Source organism: Jiulongibacter sediminis (assembly GCF_001306455.1).
Taxonomy (GTDB): Bacteria; Bacteroidota; Bacteroidia; order Cytophagales; family Spirosomataceae; genus Jiulongibacter; species Jiulongibacter sediminis.
The window spans coordinates 756,975-779,510 of the sequence record NZ_LGTQ01000006.1; the positions used below are offsets into that span (position 1 = coordinate 756,975).

The window sequence follows — 22,536 nt, forward strand, 5'->3', positions numbered from 1 at the left end:
TATGATTTTCGGTAAAAGAGATTATTCAGTAATTAATTTTCCCTGTGCTTTGTCAAGGTCAACTTTGGCGACCAGAACGTCATAAAGGGCTGCGAAATAGTTTGTTTGAGCTTGTCTTAAATCGTTTTCGGCATTTACGACCTCCAGATTAGAGCCAACGCCCTGTTGGTATTTAATTTTAGAAACGCGAACCACTTCTTCCGCCAGCTCAAGGTTTCTTTTTTGAACGTCCAGTGTCTCCAGACCATTGGTCATATTAATCGTAGCCTGGTCATTCTGAAGATTGAAAGAGTTTCGAAGCATCTCAGCCGTATTATCCATTTGAATAATGTTCAATCGCTGACGCTCGGCCTGAACCTTTCTTAGCCCGCTATCAAAAATCGGAATGTTAACGCCCAGTGATAAAGCTGAAGACCCAAACCATCTTTCAAAAGGATTAAAACGGGTATTGCTGTGCCCCGCACCAAGAGATCCGCTGAAGAATACATTTGGGATAGCCCCTTTCAGGTAGCGTTCTTCATTCAGTTCAAGAAGCTGACGGTTGGTTTTCAAAACCTGATACTCAATTCTGTTTTCCGGGTCAACTTCCTGCTTTGCGATAGTGGCCAAAGCCTTTTCTTCCTGATCTTTTAGGTTATCAGTCAAAACAATTTCAGAAGAGACATTATAGCCCATCTGGAACTTCAAAAGCTGTTTTGAAAGGTCAATCAGGTTATTAACTTTCGTCAGTTCTGTTTTCAGATTGTTTTTTTGAACGGCAATACGATCAAGGTCGATTTTCTCTACAAAGCCTTGATTGAACATTTGAGTAGTGTTATACTCCATAGTATCAAGGCGGGCGATGTTAAGATCAATAATCTTAGCCCGCTCAGCGGCCACCAAAACGGAGTAGTATGCCTTGGTGATATTTTCAGCCACGGTCGTTTTAGACTGCACCAACTCCTGATCTGCCAGTTTCCTGTAGGTATCCTGAGCTCTTAAACCTACCAGCCAGGTAGCATCAAAAATCAATTGGTTAACCGCGATCCCGGCCTGACCAGCCCATGGTACGCCAAACTTAAATTTGGTTACCGATCCCTCAGGTGCGGTAGGATCAAAGTTTTGGGCATCAATCAGCTGTGTAGGTACAATGGCATTGTAGGTATACTGGAACTGCCCGTTGATCTGCGGCATACCCGCTACTTTGATTTCTTTGATTTGCAGTTCGGTATCCTGCTTCCTCACGATGGCGTTTCTGACGTCGGCATGGTGTTTCAGGCCGTAGGCTACGGCTTCCTCTAAAGAGAAAGCCTGCTGCGACACCGCCGCAAAAGATACCAGCAACAGGAGTGATCCTGATAATAGTTTTTTCATGTGTTTGTTTTCTATTTGTTTTCAGCGGTCACATGTGACCTTTGATGATTAAAATAATATTTGCGGATAGTGGCTAGATATTATTTTTATCATGTCGGTTTCATGTGTTATTTGATTGCTTCGTAGGCTTTAAGCCCTTTTTCTGTTACTATTCCTCTAATAAAATGGTCTATAAAAGCGAGTTGGATATCCAGTAAGCGGTACTTTTTCTCTGGGAAAATATCAGGATTAAAAGCCATGTCTACTGATTCAATTCTAAGTCTGCTTAAGATTTCAATGTCCAGATCTGCCCGGTAAAGTCCCTTTTCAATTCCCTTCAAAAGGTTGTTTTTTACTACTTCCAGAAAATGACTTTTGTGCTGAAGGTATTGAGCCCAGGCTTTCGGATAATACTTTTGAAGATCATGGAATGCCACCGGGTTAATAGTCCCCAGCATCTCTCTCATCATTTTGGTTGACATAATGATTTCCTCGATGGGGTCATTGGCTTGTTCGGCAACTTCCTGCTCCCGGCACTTCTCTTTATTCAGAAAATAGCTCGAGCACTCTTCCACCAGAGCATTTTTGTCGGCAAAGTGCTGGTAGATGGTTTTTTTTGACATACCCAGCTCAGTGGCAATGTCATCCATTGTCACTCGTCTGAACCCTAACTTTAGGTACAGCTCCTGAGCTTTTTCGAGTATTCTTTCTTTCACTTCCACGGCTGCAAAACTCAGGAAACTTTTAAAAGGTTCAAAGTTTCTGGTATTATTTTTAGAACAATACGGGGTAAGTGGTTTTATGGGTTGATGAGTGGGAATGTCCTTTTATTTTTTGATGGTTTGTAATTTGCTGAAATTGAATACTTAAACTATTTCACTATTAATTTTATTGGATGGGTTGTATTGTAGTCAAAATGTAAATCACGACATATAAAATTGTACTTTACATATATTTGTATTTTTTCCTTAAGTGGAGAGTACTCTTTTCACGGTGTGAATGGTTTGATAATGAGGTGGCATGTTCTAGCTTTGCACAGCAATTTGCCTACCTCATATGAGTCTCTATAAAAGTCTGGTATTCCCTTTGTTAAAGAAGGTTGATCCTGAGAAGGTGCACTATTTGGTGACGGACCTTCTAAAGTTTGCCCACAAAATCCCTTTTGTGCCTTCAATCGTTAGAAGTATTTACACTTTTGAAGATGCTTCATTGGAACGGGAAGTTTTCGGGTTGAAATTTAAGAATCCCGTAGGTCTGGCTGCAGGCTTTGATAAAAATGCTTTGTGGGTAGATGAGCTGGCCAATCTTGGTTTTGGTTTTATTGAGATCGGTACGGTGACTCCAAAGGCTCAGCCGGGTAATGACAAACCGCGACTTTTCAGATTGATTAAAGATGAAGCCATTATAAATAGAATGGGCTTTAATAATGAAGGATCGGTGAAAGCCGCTGAACTTTTAAAGCTTCGAAAGTCAAAAGTGATTTTGGGTGGAAACATTGGCAAAAATAAAGTTACTCCAAATGAAAACGCTCTGGATGACTATCAACTGGCCTTTAATGATCTATATCCGTATGTCGATTATTTCGTTGTGAATGTAAGTTCGCCTAACACCCCGGGCTTGAGAGAATTGCAGGACAAAGAACCGTTGAGCCGAATTTTGAATGCATTGAAAAAACTCAATGCCGGCAAATCTGCCGAGAAACCAATTCTTCTGAAGATAGCTCCTGATTTGACAGACAGTCAGTTGGATGATATCATTGAGATTGTCAACGAAACAAAAATTGACGGACTGATTGCCACCAATACCACTATTGAGCGTTCACCATTGAGTTCTTCACTAGAGGAAATTGAAACGATAGGAGCTGGAGGCCTAAGTGGTAAACCTCTGACGAAACGTTCTACTGAAGTTATCCGTTATCTACACAGCAAATCCGGCGGAGCCTTCCCGATAATTGGTGTTGGTGGAATTTACACTGCGGATGATGCCCGGGAAAAGCTGGAAGCCGGAGCCTCATTGGTTCAGGTGTACAGTGGTTTTATTTATGAAGGCCCGGCAATCGTAAAAAATATCTGTAAAGGACTTTCAAAAAGAGCTTAGTATGGCAGTAGTACCTTATAAAGACAAAGAATCAGGTAAGAAAGAGCAGGTTTCTGAGATGTTTGATAATATCTCAGCCAAGTACGATCTATTAAACAGAGTTCTTAGTGGAGGTGTTGATCTTTACTGGAGAAAAAAGGCCATTTCCTTGCTTAAAAAAGAGCAGCCGAAGCTAATCCTTGACATTGCTACAGGTACTGGTGACCTTGCCATTGAAGCCAACAAACAGCTGAATCCAGAGAAAATCATTGGTGTCGATATCTCTGAAGGAATGCTCTTTCATGGTCGTGAGAAAATGAAAAAGCTGGGCCTTCAGGATAAAATAGAAATGAGAATGGGAGATTCAGAGAAACTCCTGTTTGATGACAATACCTTTGACGCGGTCATCGTTTCTTTTGGCGTCAGGAATTTCGAAAATCTGAAGAAAGGGTTAACGGATATGTGCCGTGTCACCAAACCGGGTGGAACCTGCGTGGTGGTTGAGTTTTCAAAACCAAGAAGCTTCCCAATGAAGCAACTTTATGGTTTCTACTCAACCAAAGTGCTTCCATTAATAGGTAAACTTGTGTCAAGAGACAGCTCAGCCTACACGTATCTGCCGGAGTCGGTGAAGGCTTTTCCTGATGGTGATGATTTTCTTTCTATTTTTGAGTCAGCAGGTTTTAAAAACACCTACTGCAAAACACTAACCTTTGGTATATGCTCGGTATATGTCGGGAAAAAGTAAAAATTAGTATAACAAGAGGAGCTTTCGCCATTGCTCTTCTGGTTTCCGGGCTTTTTCAGGCAAATGCTCAGTCTCGCAATAATATCATTCATCAGGCTGAGTATGATGCCAAACAGGTGCACTTTGGCTACTTCATGGGAGTTGCGATGAGCAATTACCGTATAAGGCATAATGAGTCTTTCAACTCAGTAGCAAATGATACTATCAAATCCATCACTTCGCCAATCGATTATGGTTTAAAAATGGGCGGCTTGATGAATTTCTATGTCAATGATCGCTTTGATGTCAAGTTTGTGCCTACGGTGGCTATTTATTCCCGAAAACTGACGGTCAATGAGAACCCTGATATTATTCCATCAAGAGAGCAAGCCTGGTTTGAGATACCTGTATTTCTTAAATACAAGTCGCTTAGAAGAGGGAATACTCGGATGAACATGTTTGTGGGTCTTCGTCAGGGTTTTGAAACCAATGCCATTAACCTTGCTCGCAGGGGGAGAATAAATAGGGTAGAAGGTCTGAGAAGAGGTGATTTTAGTGTTGAGTATGGAGCCGGCATGGAGCTTTTCAGGCAATTTTTTAAACTTGCTCCTGAAGTACACTTTTCTCACGGTCTCAGAAATATGATTGACCGGGCAGATATCGCAAGTACGGATCCAACACCACTTTCAGTGCTTGGCCGCCTGAACACCCACACGGTTACTTTCTATCTCTTTTTTGAATAGGCCGGGGAATCATTTTTTTATTTGATGTATTTGGTTATATAGAGGCACTTTCGTGTTTTGAGATTTACCCGTAAGGTATCTAAAACATCGAAGAGTGGTTATTATTTGACCTGTATAGGCTTGATTGACAGTTAGTTGATGATTTTTTTTAAAGGGCAGACACTTTTTATTTAAAAAAACGTTGTTCATTTAAAGTTTTTGATACTTTTGCAGCCAAATTCAGGATTTACATATTAAACGAGTGAAGTTATGTACTGGACTTTAGAATTAGTTTCTTATTTAGAGGATGCCCCGTGGCCAGCCTCAAAAGATGAATTGATTGACTTCTCAATCCGTTCGGGAGCACCTAATGAGGTGATGGAAAACCTTTCTGAGTTAGAAGATGATGGTCAGCCTTATGAGAATATTGAGGAAATTTGGCCTGATTATCCTACCAAAGAGGATTTCTTCTTCAACGAAGACGAATATTAATCGGAAATAAGATATTGCTTTTAGAGAAGCCATTTTGCCTCGGGCAAAGTGGCTTTATCTTTTCACGCAGATCATCACACCGGTAGACCAGTCTAATTTGGTAACCACAAGCTTCGGGTGATTCTCAATAAACTGCTCCAGGGCCGCAGCCTTCTGCTCATGGCCTTCAGGCCAGTTGAGCTGTTTGGTCATATCATCAATAACATAGAATCCTCCTTTTTTGAGGTGTTTTAGGATTTCTTCAAACTCGCTGTATTTGCCCGGCCAGGCATCCGCAAAAATAAGGTCAAAGGTTTTGCCATTATAATCCAATATCCATCCGGATCCATTAGTACAGACAATTTCTACCCTTTCATCTTTTCCGAAAAACTCTTCAGCAATTGCTGTTAATTTCGGGTCATTGTCCAGGGTAATTAGTTCAGAAGTCTCGTCCATTCCTTCAATCATCCAGCTCAGTGATAATCCGATCCCTGTTCCTAATTCAAGAAATCTTCCTCCGGGCTTAGAAGCAATTAAGGTTTTCAAAAGACTTCCTATATGGAGATCAGAGGGCATACTGAAATTGATTTCCTCAGCTTTTTGCAATAGGCGGTTGTAAACCGCAGGTCTGTTTATGGTCTCTGTAGAGTACATAATGGGCATAAAAAAATCAGGCAAATTGCTCTGCCTGATTCCTATGGTTAGGGTAAAATGTAATTTTATTCGGCAGTAACGTCCATTTCCTGCATTAAGGTAACCAGGTGTCCGTCGTTCACTTCTTTAATCTTATCTGCAAGATCAAGGAATCTGATATAGGTCAAATCAACTTCCTCTTTATTGAGAGTATAACCAAGCAGACTTAATCTGTGCTTTAATGCATGTCGACCACTTCTGGCTGTAAGTACAATATCTGATTTGTCCACACCCACTTCCTGAGGGGTCATAATCTCATAGTTTTCAGCATGCTTCAGGAAACCATCCTGATGAATGCCTGAAGAGTGGGCAAAGGCGTTTCTGCCAACCACAGCTTTGTTTGGCTGAACCGGCATACGCATGGTTTTAGAAACTAGTTGGCTAAGCGGGTAAAGAAGCTCTGATTTAATATTAGTGTATGCGTCAAGCTCTTTATGAACTTTGAGTGTCATAGCTACTTCTTCAAGAGAGGTATTACCTGCTCTTTCACCAATTCCATTAATGGTAACTTCTACCTGACGGGCACCGGCCTGCACACCAGCAATAGTGTTTGCGGTCGCCATTCCCAAGTCGTTATGGTTATGCATTGATAGAATAGCTTTGTCAACGTTAGGAACATTATTGACCAAATAGCTTACTCTTTCGTGCATTACGGTAGGAAGCAAATAACCAGTGGTGTCTGGTAAATTGACCACGGTTGCACCTGCGGCAATTACTGCTTCCGTCAATCTGGCCAAAAACTCAATATCAGCACGCCCGGCATCTTCAGCATAAAACTCAACGTCTTCTACAAAACGCTTCGCATATTTCACCGCCTTTACACCTCTCTCCAGTATCTCGTCACGGTTGCTGTTAAATTTATACTTGATATGAATATCTGAAGCCCCGATTCCGGTATGGATTCTCGGTTTCACCGCACCTTTCAAAGCGGCCGCGGCAATTTCAATATCTTTCTCAACGGCACGGGTTAGACCACAAACTGTTGCATTCTTAACCACACTACTAACAGCTTCTACAGCTCTGAAATCACCCGGGCTTGAAACAGGAAAGCCAGCTTCAATGACATCTACTCCCAGTTCATCGAGCTTTTGAGCAATCATTACTTTTTCATCAATGTTCAGCTGACATCCGGGTACTTGTTCTCCGTCTCTCAGGGTAGTGTCAAATACATAAATACGATTGCTCATTTTCCTACTTTTAAATAATAAATACTTAACAAATGTATCAGAATGCCACGAAGTCTGGAAATGTGGAGACTAGAACGGGCAGAAAAAGGAATAATATGCCAATTCAAAACCCAGATACTGAAATTTTATTCTAGCATATACTGTATTATTTCTATTTTTACGCCCGAATAAATCAGCCAAAAGCAATAACATAACAGTTTATGTATAAAAAAACCAAGATAGTAGCCACTGTAGGGCCGGTTTCAGAGAGTGAAGAAATGCTTCTTAAGCTTGCTAATGCAGGTGTGAATGTTTTCAGATTGAATTTTTCTCATGGCGATCATGCCGAGCATCTGGCCCGATTAGAGAGAATCAGAAAGATCAATAAGGAGCACAATCTCAAATGTGCTATTCTTCAGGATTTACAGGGACCTAAAATTCGTGTGGGTCAGGTAGAAGGTGGAAACGCCGGTGTGGAGCTGATCCCTGGGAATAAGTTTGTTTTCTCAAACGAAGATATCGTGGGTAATGCGGAACGTGTAAGTACACCTTACAAAGGCATGTACCAGGATGTAAAAGTAGGAGAGCGTATCCTGATGGACGATGGTAAACTGGAAGTAAAAGTTGTTGACGTAGATGCCGAGAAGCAGGAAGTAATAACCGAAGTTGTTTACGGTGGATTGCTGAAGCAAAAGAAAGGTGTAAACCTGCCAAATACCAATATCTCCCAACCTTCAGTTACCGACAAAGACTGGAAAGATTTGGAGTTTGGTCTTGAGCATGATGTGGATTGGATCGCTCTTTCATTTGTGCGTACAGCTGAAGAGATTATCAAAATCAAAGAGTATATCAAGAGCAAAGGTTCATCTGCAAAGGTGATTGCTAAAATAGAAAAGCCTGAGGCCATTACGAACATGGACAGCATCATTGAAGCCGTAGATGGTATCATGGTGGCTCGTGGTGATTTGGGTGTGGAGATGCCAGGTGAAGAAGTGCCTTTGATTCAGAAAGAGCTGGTTAGAAAATGCAACATGGCGGCTAAGCCGGTTATCGTAGCTACCCAAATGCTGGAGAGCATGGTGGATAACCCAAGAGCCACAAGAGCAGAGATCGGTGACGTAGCCAATGCGGTTTTTGACGGTGCCGATGCAGTGATGTTGAGCGGTGAGTCTGCTGCTGGAAAATACCCTGTTCTTGCTGTTGAAACTATGGCAAAAACAGTGAGAGAAGTAGAGCAAAAAGCTGATGAAATCTATTTCAAATATCATACAGAAGTTACAAAGCCAGGATATGTTTCTGATGACAAAGACAATGACAATGTGATCGTAATGGGCTGTCGTTTGGCTCGTGATCTCGACGTTAAAGCCATTATTGGTTACACCTCTTCAGGTTACACAGCGGTGAGACTTTCTCATCACAGACCGAAGGCAAATGTGTACATCTTTACTTCAAATCCGAAGTTATTGACACAGCTTAGCCTTTATTCAGGTGTTGAAGTGATTTCATCTGAGCGTATGCCTGAAAACCATGAAGGTAATTTAGTAGATGCTGCAAGAGACTTCCTTATTGCCGAAGGAAAACTGGAAAAAGGAGATAAGTTTATCAATACCTTAAGTGTTCCGCTTCAGGCTGATAACAGAACCAATACAGTAAGATTGAGCGTGGTAGATTAAGCTAGCTCATATCTAAAGAATACTTTTATGAAGAGGGTGTTGCGAAAGCAGTATCCTCTTTTTTTACCCCTTTACTAAGGTTTTAATAAAAGTCGTCACCATCCAAAGCCCATTTTCAAAATGGTCGTTATTGTTCACCACGATATCGGCAGACTTCTTGGTGGGCTTAATGAAACTTTTGTAAGTGGGCTTCACATGGTTTTTCCATTGATACATTACTTCATCAACAGAGATTCCACGTTCAGCGATATCGCGTTTTAACCTTCTTTTGATCTTAATCTTTTCTTTCGCATCCACAAAGATTTTGAGATTCAGTTGCTCAGCAATAGACTCTTCGTAAAACACAAAAAGACCTTCGACGACGATCACCGGTGCTGGCTCATGAACAATTTCTTTAGGAATGGCATTAGGGTTGTTGAAAGTGTACTCCATATGCCTGACCGTTTTACCTTCCACCAGATCAGAAATATGTTGAGCGTAAAGCTCAAAATCGATGCATTCCGGAAGGTCATAGTTGGGGATGTTATTATTATCCCGCGGAATATTTTCCAGCTTTTTGTAGTAATTATCCTGCGAAATCAGGCAAACCTGCTCTTTGGTAAAATGCCTTAGCAAACTTTTTAAGAACAAAGTTTTACCAGAAGCACTGCCACCGGTTATTCCAATCACAAAAGGCTTGGCATGGTGGATATGCGAAGATGTTTCGGGCATGATCGTTTGTTGATTTGCAAAATTTCAGCAAAACTAATACAATTGGCTTACTCCTCCTCGTAAATCGCAATTTTGGCTTCACCGTTGGATAACCGGAAACCCCTGTACATCCCCTTGGTATTAAAAGGCATGCTAACATTTCCGTCTTTATCAATAGCAATGATACCTCCACTACCGCCACGTTCTACTAGTTTTTTTATGACAACTTTTTCAGAGGCTTCTTTTAGGCTGAGTGATTGATATTCCATTAAAGCGGAAATGTCATAGGCCACCACAGAACGGATAAAGTATTCTCCGTGCCCCGTGGAAGAAACAGCACAAGTAGCGTTATTGGCATAGGTGCCTGCTCCGATGATTGGAGAATCTCCAATTCGGTTCCAGCGTTTGTTAGTCATGCCACCCGTGGAGGTACCAGCCGCTAAATTGCCGTTTTTATCGAGGGCAGCACAGCCTACGGTTCCAAATTTATAGTCCTCCGGCACACTGTAAATCAGCGATGATTTTGGAGACTTCTCTACTGCCTTTTTCTGATCGTCGTGATCCAGTTCCGGTTTTTCCCGCTCAATCGCTCTTTGCAAAGATTTCCACCTTCTCTCTGTGAAAAAATAACTGGTATCTGCCATTTCCAGACCTTGCTCAGTAGCAAACTCCTCAGCCCCAGCTCCCGAGAGTAGTACGTGAGGCGACTGCTCCATCACAGCTTTGGCGGCAGAAATCGGACTTTTGATATGTCTTACACCAGCTACTGCACCGGCATTGAGGTCATCGCCACGCATAATGGAAGCATCCATTTCGTTCCGTCCCTCATGGGTGAAAACGGCTCCTTTTGCAGCATTGAAAAGTTCAGATTGCTCCATTACCTGAATAGCTGCTATGACGGCATCAGTAGCTTCTCCACCCTGCTCTAATATGGCATAACCAGCGGCCAAAGACTCATCAAGCTTTTGGCGATAGGCTTTTTCTGCCTCGGCCGACATGTTTTCACGAAGGATCGTACCTGCACCGCCATGAATGACTAAACCATATTTTAGCTGAGCAAAACCCGAAAAGGAGAGAAGGAGAAGAAAAAGTAACTTTTTCATGGAGTATACTGTTTGTTGAATAGTCGAAGTCTCTAATGCAAAATACCCCTGTGACTGAACAATCAGAAAGAAATATCTCAATACTTGGCTGCGGATGGTTGGGTTTACCACTCGCGGAATATTTAATCTCAAAAAAGTACAAAGTCAAAGGAAGTACTCGAACCAAAGAGAAGTTTCCAACGCTGGAAAAGGCAGGTATTCAGCCTTTTGTGGTGGACTTGTCAAATGGCAGCCCAATTGAAAATGAATTTTTATCCTCGCAAATACTGATTCTAAATATTCCTCCGGGAATTCGGAAACGACCAGTCGAAAGTCACCTGGAAGAGTTGCAGCGTCTCTTTGATCAAATGCAGGAGAATAGGCCTTCCAAAATGATTTATGTAAGCTCTACTTCCATTTATGCTGATCATTCGATGGAAGTTTATGAGGAAGACGCAGATCGCTCTTCGCCGATGTATCAGATTGAGGAAAAGATAAGCGATGCTTGTGATCGATTGAACATAGAATTTACCATTGTCCGCTGCGGAGGCTTAATGGGTTACGGACGGATTCCCTGCAAGTATTATTCTGGAAAGAAAAATCTGGAGCTTGATAATACACCGGTTAATTACATTTTTCGAGACGATGTGATTGGCATTCTCACTGCAATTATTGAGAAAGACAGATGGGGAGAAGTTTATAATGCTGTTGCACCGCAAAAGCCTTTGCGTTATGAGGTGATTGAGAATTGCTGTGCCCGAACAGAATATGTTATACCGACTTTTAAAAAGCAGGCAGATCAAATGCCTCCTTTCAAAACCATCAATTCAGGAAAGGTGAAAGAGCAGCTCAATTACGATTTTAAATACCCTGACCCACTCCGGTTCCCCTACTAAAGAGGCACGTGGCAAGATTTACGGTGAAGTCGCCAGTTTAGAACATAGGCAGCGGCCATGCTTACCGACCCAAGGATAGAAAATAGGTGATGCGTAGCGAAGAAATCCAAAGTGTACAAGCCGGCAGAGATTCCTAATAGTAAGAAAGGAAGCCTGTTTTGATGATGCCTGAAGTCGCGGCTGAGCAAGTAGATAGCAATCAACATGCTGGAGACGACTAAAATGTTTTCTACAAATTCTGGAAGAAAGTGCTCGCCAAGAGTAGGCAAAGCCACCAAAATAAAGGGCATGCTCAGGCAGTGAATGGCACATAAAAACGACATACCAAGGCCGAGCTTATATAATAAATGCGAGTATTTTTCTTTAAGTCTCTTCAATGCTAAATGCAACAGGGTTGCAAAAGTAACACAAATGCAACAGTATTGCAAAAGGGTAAGTTCTTTCTGATACTTTATTATTTTTCGGTCGCTCAGTGGCTGTGAACTTTTGTAGATTGTGGCTTTGAAACCGAAGTGAAAGAAAGGCGGATGAATTTGTTCAAGTATCTACTTGTGATGTTGATGGCATTTTTATGCTCAACGAGTGTTATTGGACAGGTTAATGAGACATTACCTTCGTATCCAGAAGGTTTTGATGCCTTTAAAGAATACTTAGTTTCAGAATTTCATTATCCTGAAAGTGCACGAAAGACCAAATATCAGGGTATTTTAGGTTTGACACTGTTTATCAATAAAGACGGTTCCGGGACTCTGAGAAAACTGGATTTCTCAAAAATGAAATTTGTGGGAGACCCAAAGGATGAAGATAAGCAGCTAATGGTCAATGTGAAGGAGGATATTCGGTTTGAGGTTCAAAGACTAATTGCAGAAATGCCTGATTGGGAGCCAGCCACCCGCAATGGTGAAAAGCTTCGAGTCATAATTAATGTACCTATGCGACTGGTGCTTTATTGAGTCCTTGAAACTTCCCTGATCCCGCAGCAAAGTCTCCAAGGGACTCTGCGGAGCAAAACAAAACGAAAACCCCTCCCCCCACGTTTATTCAACAAAGGCCTACAAACCTTTCCACTTTCTTTATTTCGTATGCTTGCATAATATCGAGATTAAAGATATTTTTGTAATGGTATGCTTGCATACTAATTTTTGAATGTATTGAGAATCATTCGTTTACCTAATGAGACCATTCGATTCTCTCTCATTCAATTAGAATATTCAACTCCTCATTGGCCATCATCTTGATGAAAAACCGGAGCAGGGCTTTAAATTGAGTTGATGAGGGGACTTAAAATCCTAACCGGAGTAAACAAACATTGAAATAAATAATCAACATACATGAGAAGAATTAACAAAGTAGCCGTCTTGGGTGCAGGGATTATGGGAAGCCGTATTGCCATGCATTTTGCCAATATTGGCTGCAGAGTACTATTACTGGACATGGTTCCGCGTGAACCAAACGATGCAGAAAAGGCAAAAGGTCTTGATACCAGCTCGCCGCTAGTGCGAAACCGTATTGTTAATGATCTTTTTACGGCTGCTCTGAGAGGTAAACCGGCCTCCACGTATACCAAAGACGTGGCTCAGCGAATTGAGCTGGGCAACTTTGATGATGACATGTCAAAAATCAAAGATGTGGACTGGGTCATCGAAGTGGTGGTAGAGCGACTGGAGATCAAGAAACTAATCTATGATAAAGTAGAGGCTCACCGCAAACCAGGCACTTTGGTGACTTCAAACACTTCGGGTATCCCGATTCATTTAATGTCTGAAGGTCGGGGCGAAGATTTTCAAAAGCACTTCTGCGGCACGCACTTCTTCAATCCTCCGCGTTACCTTCGACTTCTGGAGATCATCCCGGGACCGAAAACAGATCCTGAGATCATTGATTTCTTAATGCATTACGGCGACTTGTATCTGGGCAAGCAAACGGTCCTTTGTAAAGATACCCCAGCCTTTATCGCCAACCGACTGGGCATTTACGCCATGGTGCAAACCATCCGTACAGCTCAGGAAATGGGTCTTTCGGTTGAGGCTGTTGATAAACTAACCGGACCGGTAGTGGGTCGCCCAAAATCAGGAACGTTCAGACTCTCTGACGTGGTGGGTTTAGATACCACCGTCAATGTGTGTAATAACCTAAAAGCGACCTTGAAAAACGACGAGTCGGTGGAGGCTTTTGAACTTCCGGATATCATGGCCAAACTGATGGAAAACAAATGGCTGGGCGAAAAATCGGGTCAGGGTTTCTATAAGAAGGTTAAAGAAGGTGGCAAATCAGTGATTCTGGCTCTTGATTTTGAGTCCATGGAATACAAGCCTTCTGAAAAAGTTAGTTTCGATACCCTAAATACCACGAAAGGCATTGATCGTTTGGCGGATCGTTTTGCAATATTGCTTAAAGGGAAAGACAAAGCCGGCGAATTTTACAGAAAGACATTCACGGATGGTTTCAAATATGCCACGAATAGAATTCCGGAAATAGCAGACGAACTCTTCAGGGTGGATGATGCTATCAAAGCTGGGTTCGGTTGGGAAATGGGACTTTTTGAAACCGCAGATGCTGTAGGCGTTAAAGATTTCATAGCTATAGCTGAAGCAGAGGGAAATAAACCTGCAGACTGGGTATATGAAATGCTGAAGGCTGGTCACGAAAGCTTTTACAAAGTGGAAGGGGGCCAACGTCAGTACTACGATATTGACTCAAAGTCTTACAAGGCTATCCCGGGTACAGAATCATTTATCATTCTTGACAACATCCGCAAGAATAATGTGGTCTGGAAAAATGCAGGCTCATCCATTTTTGACCTCGGAGATGGTATTTTGGGGCTGGAATTCCATTCTAAAATGAATACGTTTGGAGCTGAAGTAATCGAGGGTCTTAATAAATCTTACGATTTGGCTGAAAAGGACTTTAGAGGTTTGGTTGTCGGTAACGACTCCAATCAGGCCTTCTCGGCCGGGGCAAACCTGGCCATGTTGTTCATGTATGCAATAGAGCAGGAGTGGGATGAGATTTTCATGATCATTGAGCAGTTCCAGCGGACGATGATGCGGGCTCGTTATTCATCTATTCCAGTAGTGACGGCCCCTCATACGCTAGCTCTTGGAGGAGGTTGTGAGCTTAACCTACATGCTGATAAGATCGTAGCAGCCGCTGAAACTTACATGGGTCTTGTGGAAGTAGGTGTTGGTGTGATCCCTGGCGGTGGCGGAACTAAAGAAATGGCTCTTCGTTGCTCAGATATGTATCAACCTGGGGATTCTGAACTGAATATCCTGCAAAATGCTTTCATGAACATTGCACAGGCTAAGGTTTCAGGCTCAGCACATGAAGCCATGGAAATGAATTACCTGAAACAAGGCAGAGATCAGATTGTACTAAACCGTTCGCGTCTTTTGGCTGAGGCCAAACAAGCAGCTGTTGAACTGGCTGAAAACGGTTACACCATGCCAACCAAACGTAAAGACATCAAAGTCCAGGGTAAGGCGGGTATCGCTCTTTTCAAAGCAGGTATAAAAGCCATGAGGCTCGGGAATTATATTTCTGATCATGATGCTCTCATAGCCGAAAAACTGGCCTATGTTATCAGTGGAGGTGACCTGAGCTACGCTCAAAATGTCACGGAAGAGTATCTTTTAGAACTTGAAAGAGAAGCTTTCGTTAGCCTATGTGGAGAGCGTAAAACACTGGAAAGAATGCAAGGGCTTTTGACGGGTGGTAAGCCACCAAGAAATTAAGTTCAAAACCAGGAAGTAATTCTTCTGGCTTTAAATCTTAAGTCTTCCATCTTAAATCTTACAAATAAAATGAACGCATACATAATCAAAGGATATAGAACAGCAGTCGGTAAGGCTGGTCGGGGTGGATTCAGATTCACGAGACCTGATGATCTGGCGGCTGAAAATATTAAGTACTTACTTTCTCAGGTGCCTGAGTTAGATCCATCTAGGGTTGATGACCTCATTGTGGGTAATGCTGTTCCGGAAGCGGAGCAGGGCATGCAGATGGCTCGTTATATCGCTTTGCTTTCTATGGGTAAAGTGGTGCCAGGTGTCACAGTGAATCGTTACTGTGGTTCGGGCATTGAAACCATAGCAATGGCGGCGGCTAAAATCAATGCAGGAATGGCGAATTGCATCATTGCTGGGGGAACAGAGTCTATGTCGTTGGTGCCAACTATGGGTTATAAAACAGCCCTCAATTATGATATTGCCCAAAACAACCCGGATTATTATTTAGGCATGGGTCTGACGGCCGAGCAGGTCGCTCAGGATTTCAAGATCTCTCGTGAAGATCAGGACGAATTCTCCTACAAATCACATATGAAAGCACTTAATGCTCAGGAGAAAGGTCTTTTTGATGAGGAAATTGTGCCAATCACCGTCAAAGAAACGTATTTTGATGAAGGTTCAGGCAAAAAGAGAACTAAAGAAACTGTAGTGAAAAAGGACGAAGGTCCCCGAGCTGGTACATCTATTGAGGCTCTTGCGAAATTACGACCGGTTTTCGCGGCAGGTGGCTCGGTAACGGCCGGTAACTCCTCTCAAACTTCTGACGGAGCTGCCTTTGTGATTGTGATGTCTGAAAAAATGGTAAAAGAGTTGAATTTGGAACCGGTGGCTCAAATGCTTTCTTACGCCGTGGCAGGTTGCGATCCTCGCATCATGGGTATCGGGCCTGTTTACGCCGTGCCGAAAGCTTTGGAGCAGGCCAATTTAAAATTGAAAGACATTGATCAAGTTGAGCTCAATGAAGCCTTTGCTTCGCAATCATTGGCGGTGGTGAAAGAATTGGGGATTGACCCCGAAATTTTGAATCCTAATGGCGGAGCTATTGCTCTTGGTCATGCTTTGGGTTCTACCGGTGCCCGTCTCTCAGTACAGCTTTTCAATGAAATGAGAAGACGCAAGCAAAAATACGGCATGGTCACCGCTTGTGTAGGTGGAGGCCAGGGTGTGGCCGGGATTTACGAGCTGTTGAAATAGAAATAGTCCTTTTGAATAAAAAAGCTCACCCTTCTCTCGAGAGGTGAGCTTTTCTTTTTTTGAAATCTATTTAACGAATTAACTCAATGTAACCTTTATAATTTTTGACTTCGCCAGTTTCTTGCAGGCGATTGAATTCCACATTGATGCTGTAGTAATAAGTGCCCGGTGAAACGGCGTTTCCGTTATCGGCCACACCATCCCAGCTAAGGCTTTGGCCACCGCCCTGTGCTATTCTGATGCCCTGGCGGTTATAGATTTCGTAATCAATGTTTTTAATAAACGCCGGGCAATTCATAGGCTCAAAGGTATCATTGACCCCATCGTTATTCGGCGAGAAGACATTCGGGAATGAAATCTTATCACAATTGTCTGCACAAATGATATTGCTTGGCTCACTTTCCACTTCCAGAATACTCACTGCTGTCACGTAATAACAGCCGGCGAAGCCTTCAGTAGCGTTTTTGACGTGTTGATAAGAGGTCTTATCACCAGCCACAAATCCTATTTGCTCAAAAGAGCCATCTTCATATCTGGAGAAATAAATATTATACCTGATAATGTCTGTTCTGCAGTTTGCCGTTGAGTTTGACCAACTCAATGTGTTTGTGAAAGCATTAACACCGCAGAAATCTTCCTGATTCGCCGCTTCACAACCAATATTATCAAGATTCATGACCAAGGCACATGGAGGTGTTCTATCTGCCGGAGCTATGCAATATTCCTGAGAGAAATTATTAAGCAACCCAAATTGTGATGCTTCATTGGCGTAAATTCCGACGGTTTCTACTTTATAGCAGTATTGAACATTATTCTCTAGAGTTATACTTTGGTCGCCATCGGCCAAATAATTGTCAGTGCCGTCATCAATAAAATCAAACGTGTTAGGGCCGGTGACCTCTACTTCGGCAATGACATTAAATACACCTGGGTTGTCTTTGTCTTCACGATAAATCAGATGGGTTTGGTTTTCATTTGACCACGGCGTATTGGCCTCCCAAAAGAGGTGGATTTCCTGATCGTCTGGTGTTCCGGTCGTTCTCACCGAAGACGCTGCCGGGGCTTCTCCCATTTTCTGGTCGCCTTCATAATAAAAAGCCAGTTTGTACTTATAGACTTGGCCAGACGTATTCAGATTGGTGTCTGTGAACAGTGTATCGGCTGAGCCGTCAAAAGTTGTTGTGGTTCTGTACACTTCCTCAAAGTTATCACCACCCAGTCCCGTAGTTCTGGAAATAACATATTGATAAGGCCCCGCGAACTCACTTGTGTCTAATCCAATAGGTGTACTCCATTCTACCTGAATTTGACCTGTCGCTTCATCCGTTTCGGTAACACTCACTTTGGTGATAACCGGTACTCTTTTCGGAAGCTCTGAGCCAATACAAAACTCAGTAGACGGAGCACTCAGCATGGTGTTAAAATTTGAAACCTCAATATCTGAAACCAGACGGTAAGAGTAGATCTGACCTTGTTCGGCATCAGTATCCAGAAAAGTAGTATCTGTTAGACCCACTTCACCAATAAGCTCATAACGCCAGTCTTCAGGAATACCCTGCTGGCATTCACCGGGGTTTAGACCACTACATCCGTCTTTTCGATAAATGTAAATTTTTCCACCCCTAACGCAGTCGGCGTAAGGCAACCAGCTCAGTTGAACTCCTTCTTCGTTTTCTTCACCCTGCAAGCCTCTGGGTCTCGGAGGGTTAACATTTATTTTGACGGTTTGAATATCAACCAGTTGTGTAATAAACCTTCCGGGAGCATCCTCCACTTTAAATAAGACATCATAGGCCTGTTCGCGTACATGATCACAGTTCGTCAACCAACTGAAGGTCCCCCTTATCGGAGAAGGTCTCGGACTTTGAGCTGAAAAAGTGGCAGCTTCGTCAGCTACAAATTGTTGAAAGTTTCCTGCCGGATCAATATTATAGACCCCACCCGAACTACTTAATGTTAGCGTTTGGTCTACATCTTCATCTGTACCAATGACATCAAACTCAAAAGGCTCTCCGGCCTCTATACACAGGTCGCCGGGCACCTCAAGCTCCGGCCTGTTATTATCGGTGTCTACAACTATTATCTGCATGTCCCTGACAATTTCACCTATTCGTAGAAAATTGCCATCGGGGGCTTTTCGCCACTCTTCCACAACGAATGCAACGTTATACTGTCCCTCCCTTTGAGGAGCATCCCAAATTAAGTCCCCCGTTCGCGGGTCAATTCTAAAAGTGGCTGGTCCCGTGCCAGCTTCATTCCTAATCGGGGAGTTACCTACGGTGCTTGGGTCTCTGTATCCATCAATAGGAGCACCAATTCCGTTTGCTTCCATTCTATCTTCCATCGGAATAGTCAAACGGTAAGAAAGGCTGTCGCCATCAATATCAAAGGCTCCCGGGTTATGAATATATCGTACACCCGTTGCTGCTGAATCCACAGGAATATTAAGCAAGACCGGAGTACTGTTTAAGCCGAAGTCCGGATTGATTACCAGAGTGGTCTGTACAAAGAAAGTGATGGCGTCAGAAGGCTGTGGAAGGTTAATGGTTGCCTCATTTCTATTTGGGATACCACAGCTCACACGATACAGGCCAGGCCCTGGAAACGTAACTTCTGTTACGTAGGTATTTCTAACAGTAGAGGGGCTGATAAGAACTTTTTCTCTACGGGCTACTTTGTAGCTTACCACACCATTATTGATAAAACCCGGAAAGAAATCAACGTCTTCCTGAGCCTCATTGGCACTTCTACCATTGATTTCGTCTGTGTAAGTGGTAAGAGTTACGCGATAGGTCAGGGAGGTGTTTGATATTCTTTCAGCAGTAATTTCACCTGCTCTCAGGTGCGTGGCAAAAGCCCGTTGAGCTATGATGAAACTCAGGAGTGTAAAAATTAGAGCAGAAATCTTCTTCATGAATGGGTCTTTAGCTGAGGCTTAAGGATCGTCTAAATAACGAAATTTAAGAATACAATATTCTTTCAGTGTGGTTTTGATTAGTTTCTAAACTATTTCCAGCTCAATTTAGTTTAATATGTGTATCGACATTTAATTATTTTGTAGTTTAGTTTTTTACTTGAATAAACTGTCTGACTAATTGAATTTTTTATTGGTTCTAAATAGTTTGATACTTACTTTTGGCAGCGATTTTTGTACTATTCTAAGTACGTGTCAATAATCACAAAGATTAATCAAAATTAAATTTATGTCTTGGCTCACTAAAACGTTAAGCAGCTCGATAGGCAAGAAAGTACTAATGGCCATCACCGGCTTATTTCTTTGTTCATTTTTGATCATTCACCTGATGGGTAACCTTCAGCTCTTCAAAGATGACGGAGGATATGCTTTCAACACCTACACCGTTTTTATGACGACGAATCCGCTCATCAAAACGGTATCTTATGTTCTGTATTTCTCCATTTTGTTTCATGCTGTTTGGGGTATCTACCTTGAATACCAAAACAAAAAAGCAAGACCACAGGGTTATGCGATGTCAAAAAATCAGGGTTCACTTGCCAGCCGAAACATGGCAATCCTTGGTACCATCATTTTTGTTTACATTGCTGTTCACCTTGGCGATTTCTGGTATGAGTACAAATTTGGTCATCTGCCTTACGTGACATACACGGAGAGCCTTTCGACCGGTGAGGTTACGGCTATCGAGACTTTGCCTGATAGCTACACACAGGAGGTAAAAATGCTGGAGACGTTTAATGAAGCTGAAGGTACCAAGAGCATTACAGTTAAAGACCTTTATGTAGAGGCTGAAGAGGCTTTCTCAAAACCTTTGTTGGTTATTTTTTATGTTATCTCAATGGTGGTACTAGGTTTTCATCTCTTACATGGTTTCCAAAGTGGTTTCCAAACATTGGGGCTTAACCATCCAAAATACAATCCGTTAATTAAGAAAGTAGGCATTTGGGTTTTCGCTATCCTGATTCCTTTCGCGTTTGCGGTTATTCCTGTTTATTTTCTGATTAAATAATTCTCAAAAATTAAGATATCATGGCTAAATCAAGCGTAAAGTTAGATGCCAAAATTCCGGAAGGACCAATAGCTAATAAGTGGACTTCCTATAAAGATCACATTGATCTTGTAAACCCTGCCAACAAACGGAATATTGATGTTATAGTAGTAGGTACAGGTCTTGCTGGCGGGTCGGCTGCGGCCACTCTTGCTGAGTTAGGTTATAACGTTAAAGCATTTTGTTATCAGGACTCTCCAAGAAGAGCTCACTCTATTGCTGCTCAGGGTGGTATTAACGCTGCCAAGAACTATCAGGGTGATGGTGATTCTACTTACCGTTTATTTTACGATACAGTAAAAGGCGGTGACTACCGTAGCCGTGAGGCCAATGTTTACCGTTTGGCGGAGGTTTCAGCCAATATTATTGACCAATGTGTGGCTCAGGGTGTACCTTTTGCCCGGGATTACGGCGGGTTATTGGATAACCGTTCTTTTGGTGGTGTATTGGTTTCAAGAACATTCTATGCCAAAGGCCAGACAGGTCAGCAGCTTCTATTGGGAGCATATTCTGCAATGAACCGCCAGATTGCCAGAGGAAAGATTGAAATGTACAATCGTCACGAGATGCTTGACATTGTAATTGTAGACGGTAAGGCTCGTGGAATTATTGCCCGTAACCTGGTGACCGGAGAAATTGAAAGACATTCAGCTCACGCTGTAGTGATAGGAAGTGGAGGTTACGGAAACGTGTATTTCCTTTCCACAAATGCTATGGGTTCAAACGTAACGGCGGCCTGGAAAATACATAAAAAGGGAGCCTATTTTGCTAACCCTTGCTTTACGCAAATTCACCCGACTTGTATTCCAAGATCAGGTGATTATCAGTCAAAATTGACTTTGATGTCGGAGTCGTTGAGAAACGACGGTCGTATCTGGGTTCCTAAAAAACTGGAAGATGCTCAGGCCATCAGAGAAGGTAAATTAAAGCCGACTCAACTTTCTGAAGAAGACAGAGATTACTATTTGGAGAGAAGATACCCTGCTTTTGGTAACCTTGTGCCGCGTGACGTGGCTTCCAGAGCAGCGAAAGAAAGATGTGATGCTGGTTTTGGTGTAAACAAAACAGGTGAAGCAGTTTATCTTGATTTCAAATCGGCCATTGAGCGTTACGGAAAAGAGCAGGCGAAAATCCACGGTATTCAGGATCCATCTCAGGAGAAAATTCTTGAGCTTGGCGAAGAAGTGGTAGCCAATAAATATGGAAACCTTTTCCAGATGTATGAGAAGATCGTTGACGAGAACCCATACAAAACACCAATGATGATTTATCCGGCCACACACTATACGATGGGTGGTATCTGGGTTGATTATAATTTGATGACAACCATTCCTGGATGTTACGCTATCGGAGAAGCTAACTTCTCAGATCACGGTGCTAACCGACTTGGTGCTTCAGCTCTTATGCAAGGTCTGGCTGATGGTTATTTTGTATTGCCTTACACCATAGGGGATTACCTATCTAGTGATATCCGGACAGGAAAAATCTCTACTGATCTTCCTGAATTTGAAGAAGCAGAGAAAAGTGTTAGAGAGCAACTTTCGTTCTTTGTGAATAACAAAGGATCACACTCAGTAGATTATTACCACAAGAAGTTGGGTAAAGTGATGTGGGATAAAGTAGGTATGTCAAGAAACGCCGAAGGATTGAAAGAAGCGATGGCTGAGATCAAGGCCATCAGAGAAGATTTCTGGAAAAATGTAAGTGTGCCGGGCGGCATGGACGAAATGAACCCTGAGCTGGAGAAAGCTAGCCGAGTGGCTGACTTCCTGGAGCTGGGAGAGTTATTTGCCAAAGATGCTTTGGAAAGAAATGAGTCGTGTGGAGGTCACTTTAGAGAAGAATACCAGACCGAAGACGGAGAGGCACTCAGAGACGACAAAAACTACGCTTATGTAGCAGCCTGGGAGTACAAAGGCGAGCCTTCTGAGGCGGTATTACACAAAGAAGATTTAGAATTTAAAGACATTGAGCTTAAAACACGCTCATACAAATAAGATTAAA

The 22,536-nt window shown here is 42.5% G+C and carries 19 protein-coding genes; 11 read left to right on the forward strand and 8 right to left on the reverse strand.

Annotation, left to right across the window (positions count from 1 at the left end; all coding sequences use genetic code 11):
* Positions 1-21 precede the first annotated feature (21 nt).
* Positions 22-1,353 carry a TolC family protein gene (locus tag AFM12_RS09200; protein WP_082391258.1) on the reverse strand — a complete coding sequence of 444 codons (1,332 nt, stop codon included), beginning with the start codon at positions 1,351-1,353 and terminating at the stop codon, positions 22-24.
* 107 nt (positions 1,354-1,460) lie between these two features.
* A complete protein-coding gene (locus AFM12_RS09205) occupies positions 1,461-2,048 on the reverse strand; it encodes a TetR/AcrR family transcriptional regulator (protein ID WP_157687347.1) in 588 nt (195 codons plus the stop codon).
* A gap of 340 nt (positions 2,049-2,388) precedes the next feature.
* Between AFM12_RS09205 and AFM12_RS09210 the strand changes: the two genes are divergently transcribed.
* From AFM12_RS09210 to AFM12_RS09230, 4 genes are all read left to right on the forward strand, one after another.
* Complete coding sequence (locus AFM12_RS09210; RefSeq protein WP_055146990.1) at positions 2,389-3,429, forward strand: quinone-dependent dihydroorotate dehydrogenase; 1,041 nt, start codon at positions 2,389-2,391, stop codon at positions 3,427-3,429.
* A 1-nt stretch (position 3,430) separates the two neighbouring features.
* Positions 3,431-4,156, forward strand: a complete 726-nt coding sequence (ubiE, locus tag AFM12_RS09215; RefSeq protein WP_055146993.1) for a bifunctional demethylmenaquinone methyltransferase/2-methoxy-6-polyprenyl-1,4-benzoquinol methylase UbiE — start codon at positions 3,431-3,433, stop codon at positions 4,154-4,156.
* A complete protein-coding gene (porT, locus tag AFM12_RS09220) occupies positions 4,129-4,878 on the forward strand; it encodes a type IX secretion/gliding motility protein PorT/SprT (protein WP_055146996.1) in 750 nt (249 codons plus the stop codon). Before ubiE ends, porT begins: the two co-directional genes overlap by 28 nt.
* A 249-nt stretch (positions 4,879-5,127) precedes the next feature.
* A complete protein-coding gene (locus tag AFM12_RS09230; protein ID WP_055147002.1) occupies positions 5,128-5,349 on the forward strand; it encodes a DUF2795 domain-containing protein in 222 nt (73 codons plus the stop codon).
* Between the two features lie 54 nt (positions 5,350-5,403).
* Here AFM12_RS09230 and AFM12_RS09235 read toward each other — a convergent pair whose 3' ends face one another.
* Positions 5,404-5,991, reverse strand: a complete 588-nt coding sequence (locus AFM12_RS09235) for an O-methyltransferase (protein ID WP_229308482.1) — start codon at positions 5,989-5,991, stop codon at positions 5,404-5,406.
* Between the two features lie 56 nt (positions 5,992-6,047).
* The gene (locus AFM12_RS09240) at positions 6,048-7,208 is read right to left on the reverse strand and encodes a 2-isopropylmalate synthase (protein WP_055147008.1); all 1,161 of its coding nucleotides are present in this window, start codon (positions 7,206-7,208) and stop codon (positions 6,048-6,050) included.
* A 200-nt stretch (positions 7,209-7,408) separates the two neighbouring features.
* Between AFM12_RS09240 and pyk the strand changes: the two genes are divergently transcribed.
* A complete protein-coding gene (pyk, locus tag AFM12_RS09245) occupies positions 7,409-8,860 on the forward strand; it encodes a pyruvate kinase (RefSeq protein ID WP_055147011.1) in 1,452 nt (483 codons plus the stop codon).
* A 63-nt stretch (positions 8,861-8,923) separates the two neighbouring features.
* Here pyk and udk read toward each other — a convergent pair whose 3' ends face one another.
* Together udk and AFM12_RS09255 are read right to left on the reverse strand one after the other, a co-directional pair.
* Positions 8,924-9,571: a uridine kinase gene (udk, locus tag AFM12_RS09250; RefSeq protein ID WP_055147014.1), complete on the reverse strand. Its 648-nt coding sequence runs from the start codon at positions 9,569-9,571 to the stop codon at positions 8,924-8,926.
* A 47-nt stretch (positions 9,572-9,618) separates the two neighbouring features.
* Entirely contained in the window at positions 9,619-10,653 is a 1,035-nt protein-coding gene (locus AFM12_RS09255; protein ID WP_055147017.1) for an isoaspartyl peptidase/L-asparaginase family protein, read from the reverse strand.
* A gap of 35 nt (positions 10,654-10,688) precedes the next feature.
* On the opposite strand from AFM12_RS09255, the gene AFM12_RS09260 reads away from it, so the two are divergent.
* Entirely contained in the window at positions 10,689-11,528 is an 840-nt protein-coding gene (locus AFM12_RS09260; protein ID WP_055147020.1) for an NAD(P)H-binding protein, read from the forward strand.
* On the opposite strand, the gene AFM12_RS09265 is transcribed toward AFM12_RS09260, so the two are convergent.
* Entirely contained in the window at positions 11,525-11,905 is a 381-nt protein-coding gene (locus AFM12_RS09265) for a MerC domain-containing protein (RefSeq protein ID WP_082391260.1), read from the reverse strand. The genes AFM12_RS09260 and AFM12_RS09265 overlap by 4 nt on opposite strands.
* A 150-nt stretch (positions 11,906-12,055) precedes the next feature.
* Here AFM12_RS09265 and AFM12_RS09270 point away from each other — a divergent pair, with 150 nt between their 5' ends.
* The 3 genes from AFM12_RS09270 (at position 12,056) to AFM12_RS09280 (ending at position 16,510) form a co-directional block, all read left to right on the forward strand.
* A complete protein-coding gene (locus AFM12_RS09270; protein WP_055147026.1) occupies positions 12,056-12,481 on the forward strand; it encodes a hypothetical protein in 426 nt (141 codons plus the stop codon).
* Positions 12,482-12,859: 378 nt separating this feature from the next.
* Positions 12,860-15,262 (forward strand): 3-hydroxyacyl-CoA dehydrogenase/enoyl-CoA hydratase family protein, encoded by a 2,403-nt coding sequence (locus AFM12_RS09275; protein WP_055147029.1) that lies wholly within the window; start codon positions 12,860-12,862, stop codon positions 15,260-15,262.
* Between the two features lie 69 nt (positions 15,263-15,331).
* Positions 15,332-16,510 (forward strand): acetyl-CoA C-acyltransferase, encoded by a 1,179-nt coding sequence (locus AFM12_RS09280; protein WP_055147032.1) that lies wholly within the window; start codon positions 15,332-15,334, stop codon positions 16,508-16,510.
* Between the two features lie 70 nt (positions 16,511-16,580).
* Here the strand turns inward: AFM12_RS09280 and AFM12_RS09285 are convergent, their stop codons facing one another.
* Positions 16,581-19,424, reverse strand: coding sequence for a T9SS type B sorting domain-containing protein (locus tag AFM12_RS09285; RefSeq protein ID WP_055147035.1), 2,844 nt, complete (start codon positions 19,422-19,424; stop codon positions 16,581-16,583).
* Positions 19,425-19,713: 289 nt separating this feature from the next.
* Here AFM12_RS09285 and AFM12_RS09290 point away from each other — a divergent pair, with 289 nt between their 5' ends.
* Both AFM12_RS09290 and AFM12_RS09295 read left to right on the forward strand, forming a co-directional pair.
* Complete coding sequence (locus tag AFM12_RS09290) at positions 19,714-20,493, forward strand: succinate dehydrogenase cytochrome b subunit (protein WP_055147038.1); 780 nt, start codon at positions 19,714-19,716, stop codon at positions 20,491-20,493.
* Positions 20,494-20,513: 20 nt separating this feature from the next.
* Positions 20,514-22,529 carry a fumarate reductase/succinate dehydrogenase flavoprotein subunit gene (locus AFM12_RS09295; protein WP_055147041.1) on the forward strand — a complete coding sequence of 672 codons (2,016 nt, stop codon included), beginning with the start codon at positions 20,514-20,516 and terminating at the stop codon, positions 22,527-22,529.
* Positions 22,530-22,536 lie beyond the last annotated feature (7 nt).

What these genes read in the sequence shown, in the direction of transcription:
- AFM12_RS09200 (WP_082391258.1), bottom strand. Translation starts at nt 1,353, where the DNA reads ATGAAAAAACTATTATCAGGATCACTCCTGTTGCTGGTATCTTTTGCG.
- AFM12_RS09210 (WP_055146990.1), top strand. Translation starts at nt 2,389, where the DNA reads ATGAGTCTCTATAAAAGTCTGGTATTCCCTTTGTTAAAGAAGGTTGAT.
- ubiE (WP_055146993.1), top strand. Translation starts at nt 3,431, where the DNA reads ATGGCAGTAGTACCTTATAAAGACAAAGAATCAGGTAAGAAAGAGCAG.
- porT (WP_055146996.1), top strand. Translation starts at nt 4,129, where the DNA reads ATGCTCGGTATATGTCGGGAAAAAGTAAAAATTAGTATAACAAGAGGA.
- AFM12_RS09230 (WP_055147002.1), top strand. Translation starts at nt 5,128, where the DNA reads ATGTACTGGACTTTAGAATTAGTTTCTTATTTAGAGGATGCCCCGTGG.
- AFM12_RS09235 (WP_229308482.1), bottom strand. Translation starts at nt 5,991, where the DNA reads ATGCCCATTATGTACTCTACAGAGACCATAAACAGACCTGCGGTTTAC.
- AFM12_RS09240 (WP_055147008.1), bottom strand. Translation starts at nt 7,208, where the DNA reads ATGAGCAATCGTATTTATGTATTTGACACTACCCTGAGAGACGGAGAA.
- pyk (WP_055147011.1), top strand. Translation starts at nt 7,409, where the DNA reads ATGTATAAAAAAACCAAGATAGTAGCCACTGTAGGGCCGGTTTCAGAG.
- udk (WP_055147014.1), bottom strand. Translation starts at nt 9,571, where the DNA reads ATGCCCGAAACATCTTCGCATATCCACCATGCCAAGCCTTTTGTGATT.
- AFM12_RS09255 (WP_055147017.1), bottom strand. Translation starts at nt 10,653, where the DNA reads ATGAAAAAGTTACTTTTTCTTCTCCTTCTCTCCTTTTCGGGTTTTGCT.
- AFM12_RS09260 (WP_055147020.1), top strand. Translation starts at nt 10,689, where the DNA reads ATGCAAAATACCCCTGTGACTGAACAATCAGAAAGAAATATCTCAATA.
- AFM12_RS09270 (WP_055147026.1), top strand. Translation starts at nt 12,056, where the DNA reads ATGAATTTGTTCAAGTATCTACTTGTGATGTTGATGGCATTTTTATGC.
- AFM12_RS09275 (WP_055147029.1), top strand. Translation starts at nt 12,860, where the DNA reads ATGAGAAGAATTAACAAAGTAGCCGTCTTGGGTGCAGGGATTATGGGA.
- AFM12_RS09280 (WP_055147032.1), top strand. Translation starts at nt 15,332, where the DNA reads ATGAACGCATACATAATCAAAGGATATAGAACAGCAGTCGGTAAGGCT.
- AFM12_RS09285 (WP_055147035.1), bottom strand. Translation starts at nt 19,424, where the DNA reads ATGAAGAAGATTTCTGCTCTAATTTTTACACTCCTGAGTTTCATCATA.
- AFM12_RS09290 (WP_055147038.1), top strand. Translation starts at nt 19,714, where the DNA reads ATGTCTTGGCTCACTAAAACGTTAAGCAGCTCGATAGGCAAGAAAGTA.
- AFM12_RS09295 (WP_055147041.1), top strand. Translation starts at nt 20,514, where the DNA reads ATGGCTAAATCAAGCGTAAAGTTAGATGCCAAAATTCCGGAAGGACCA.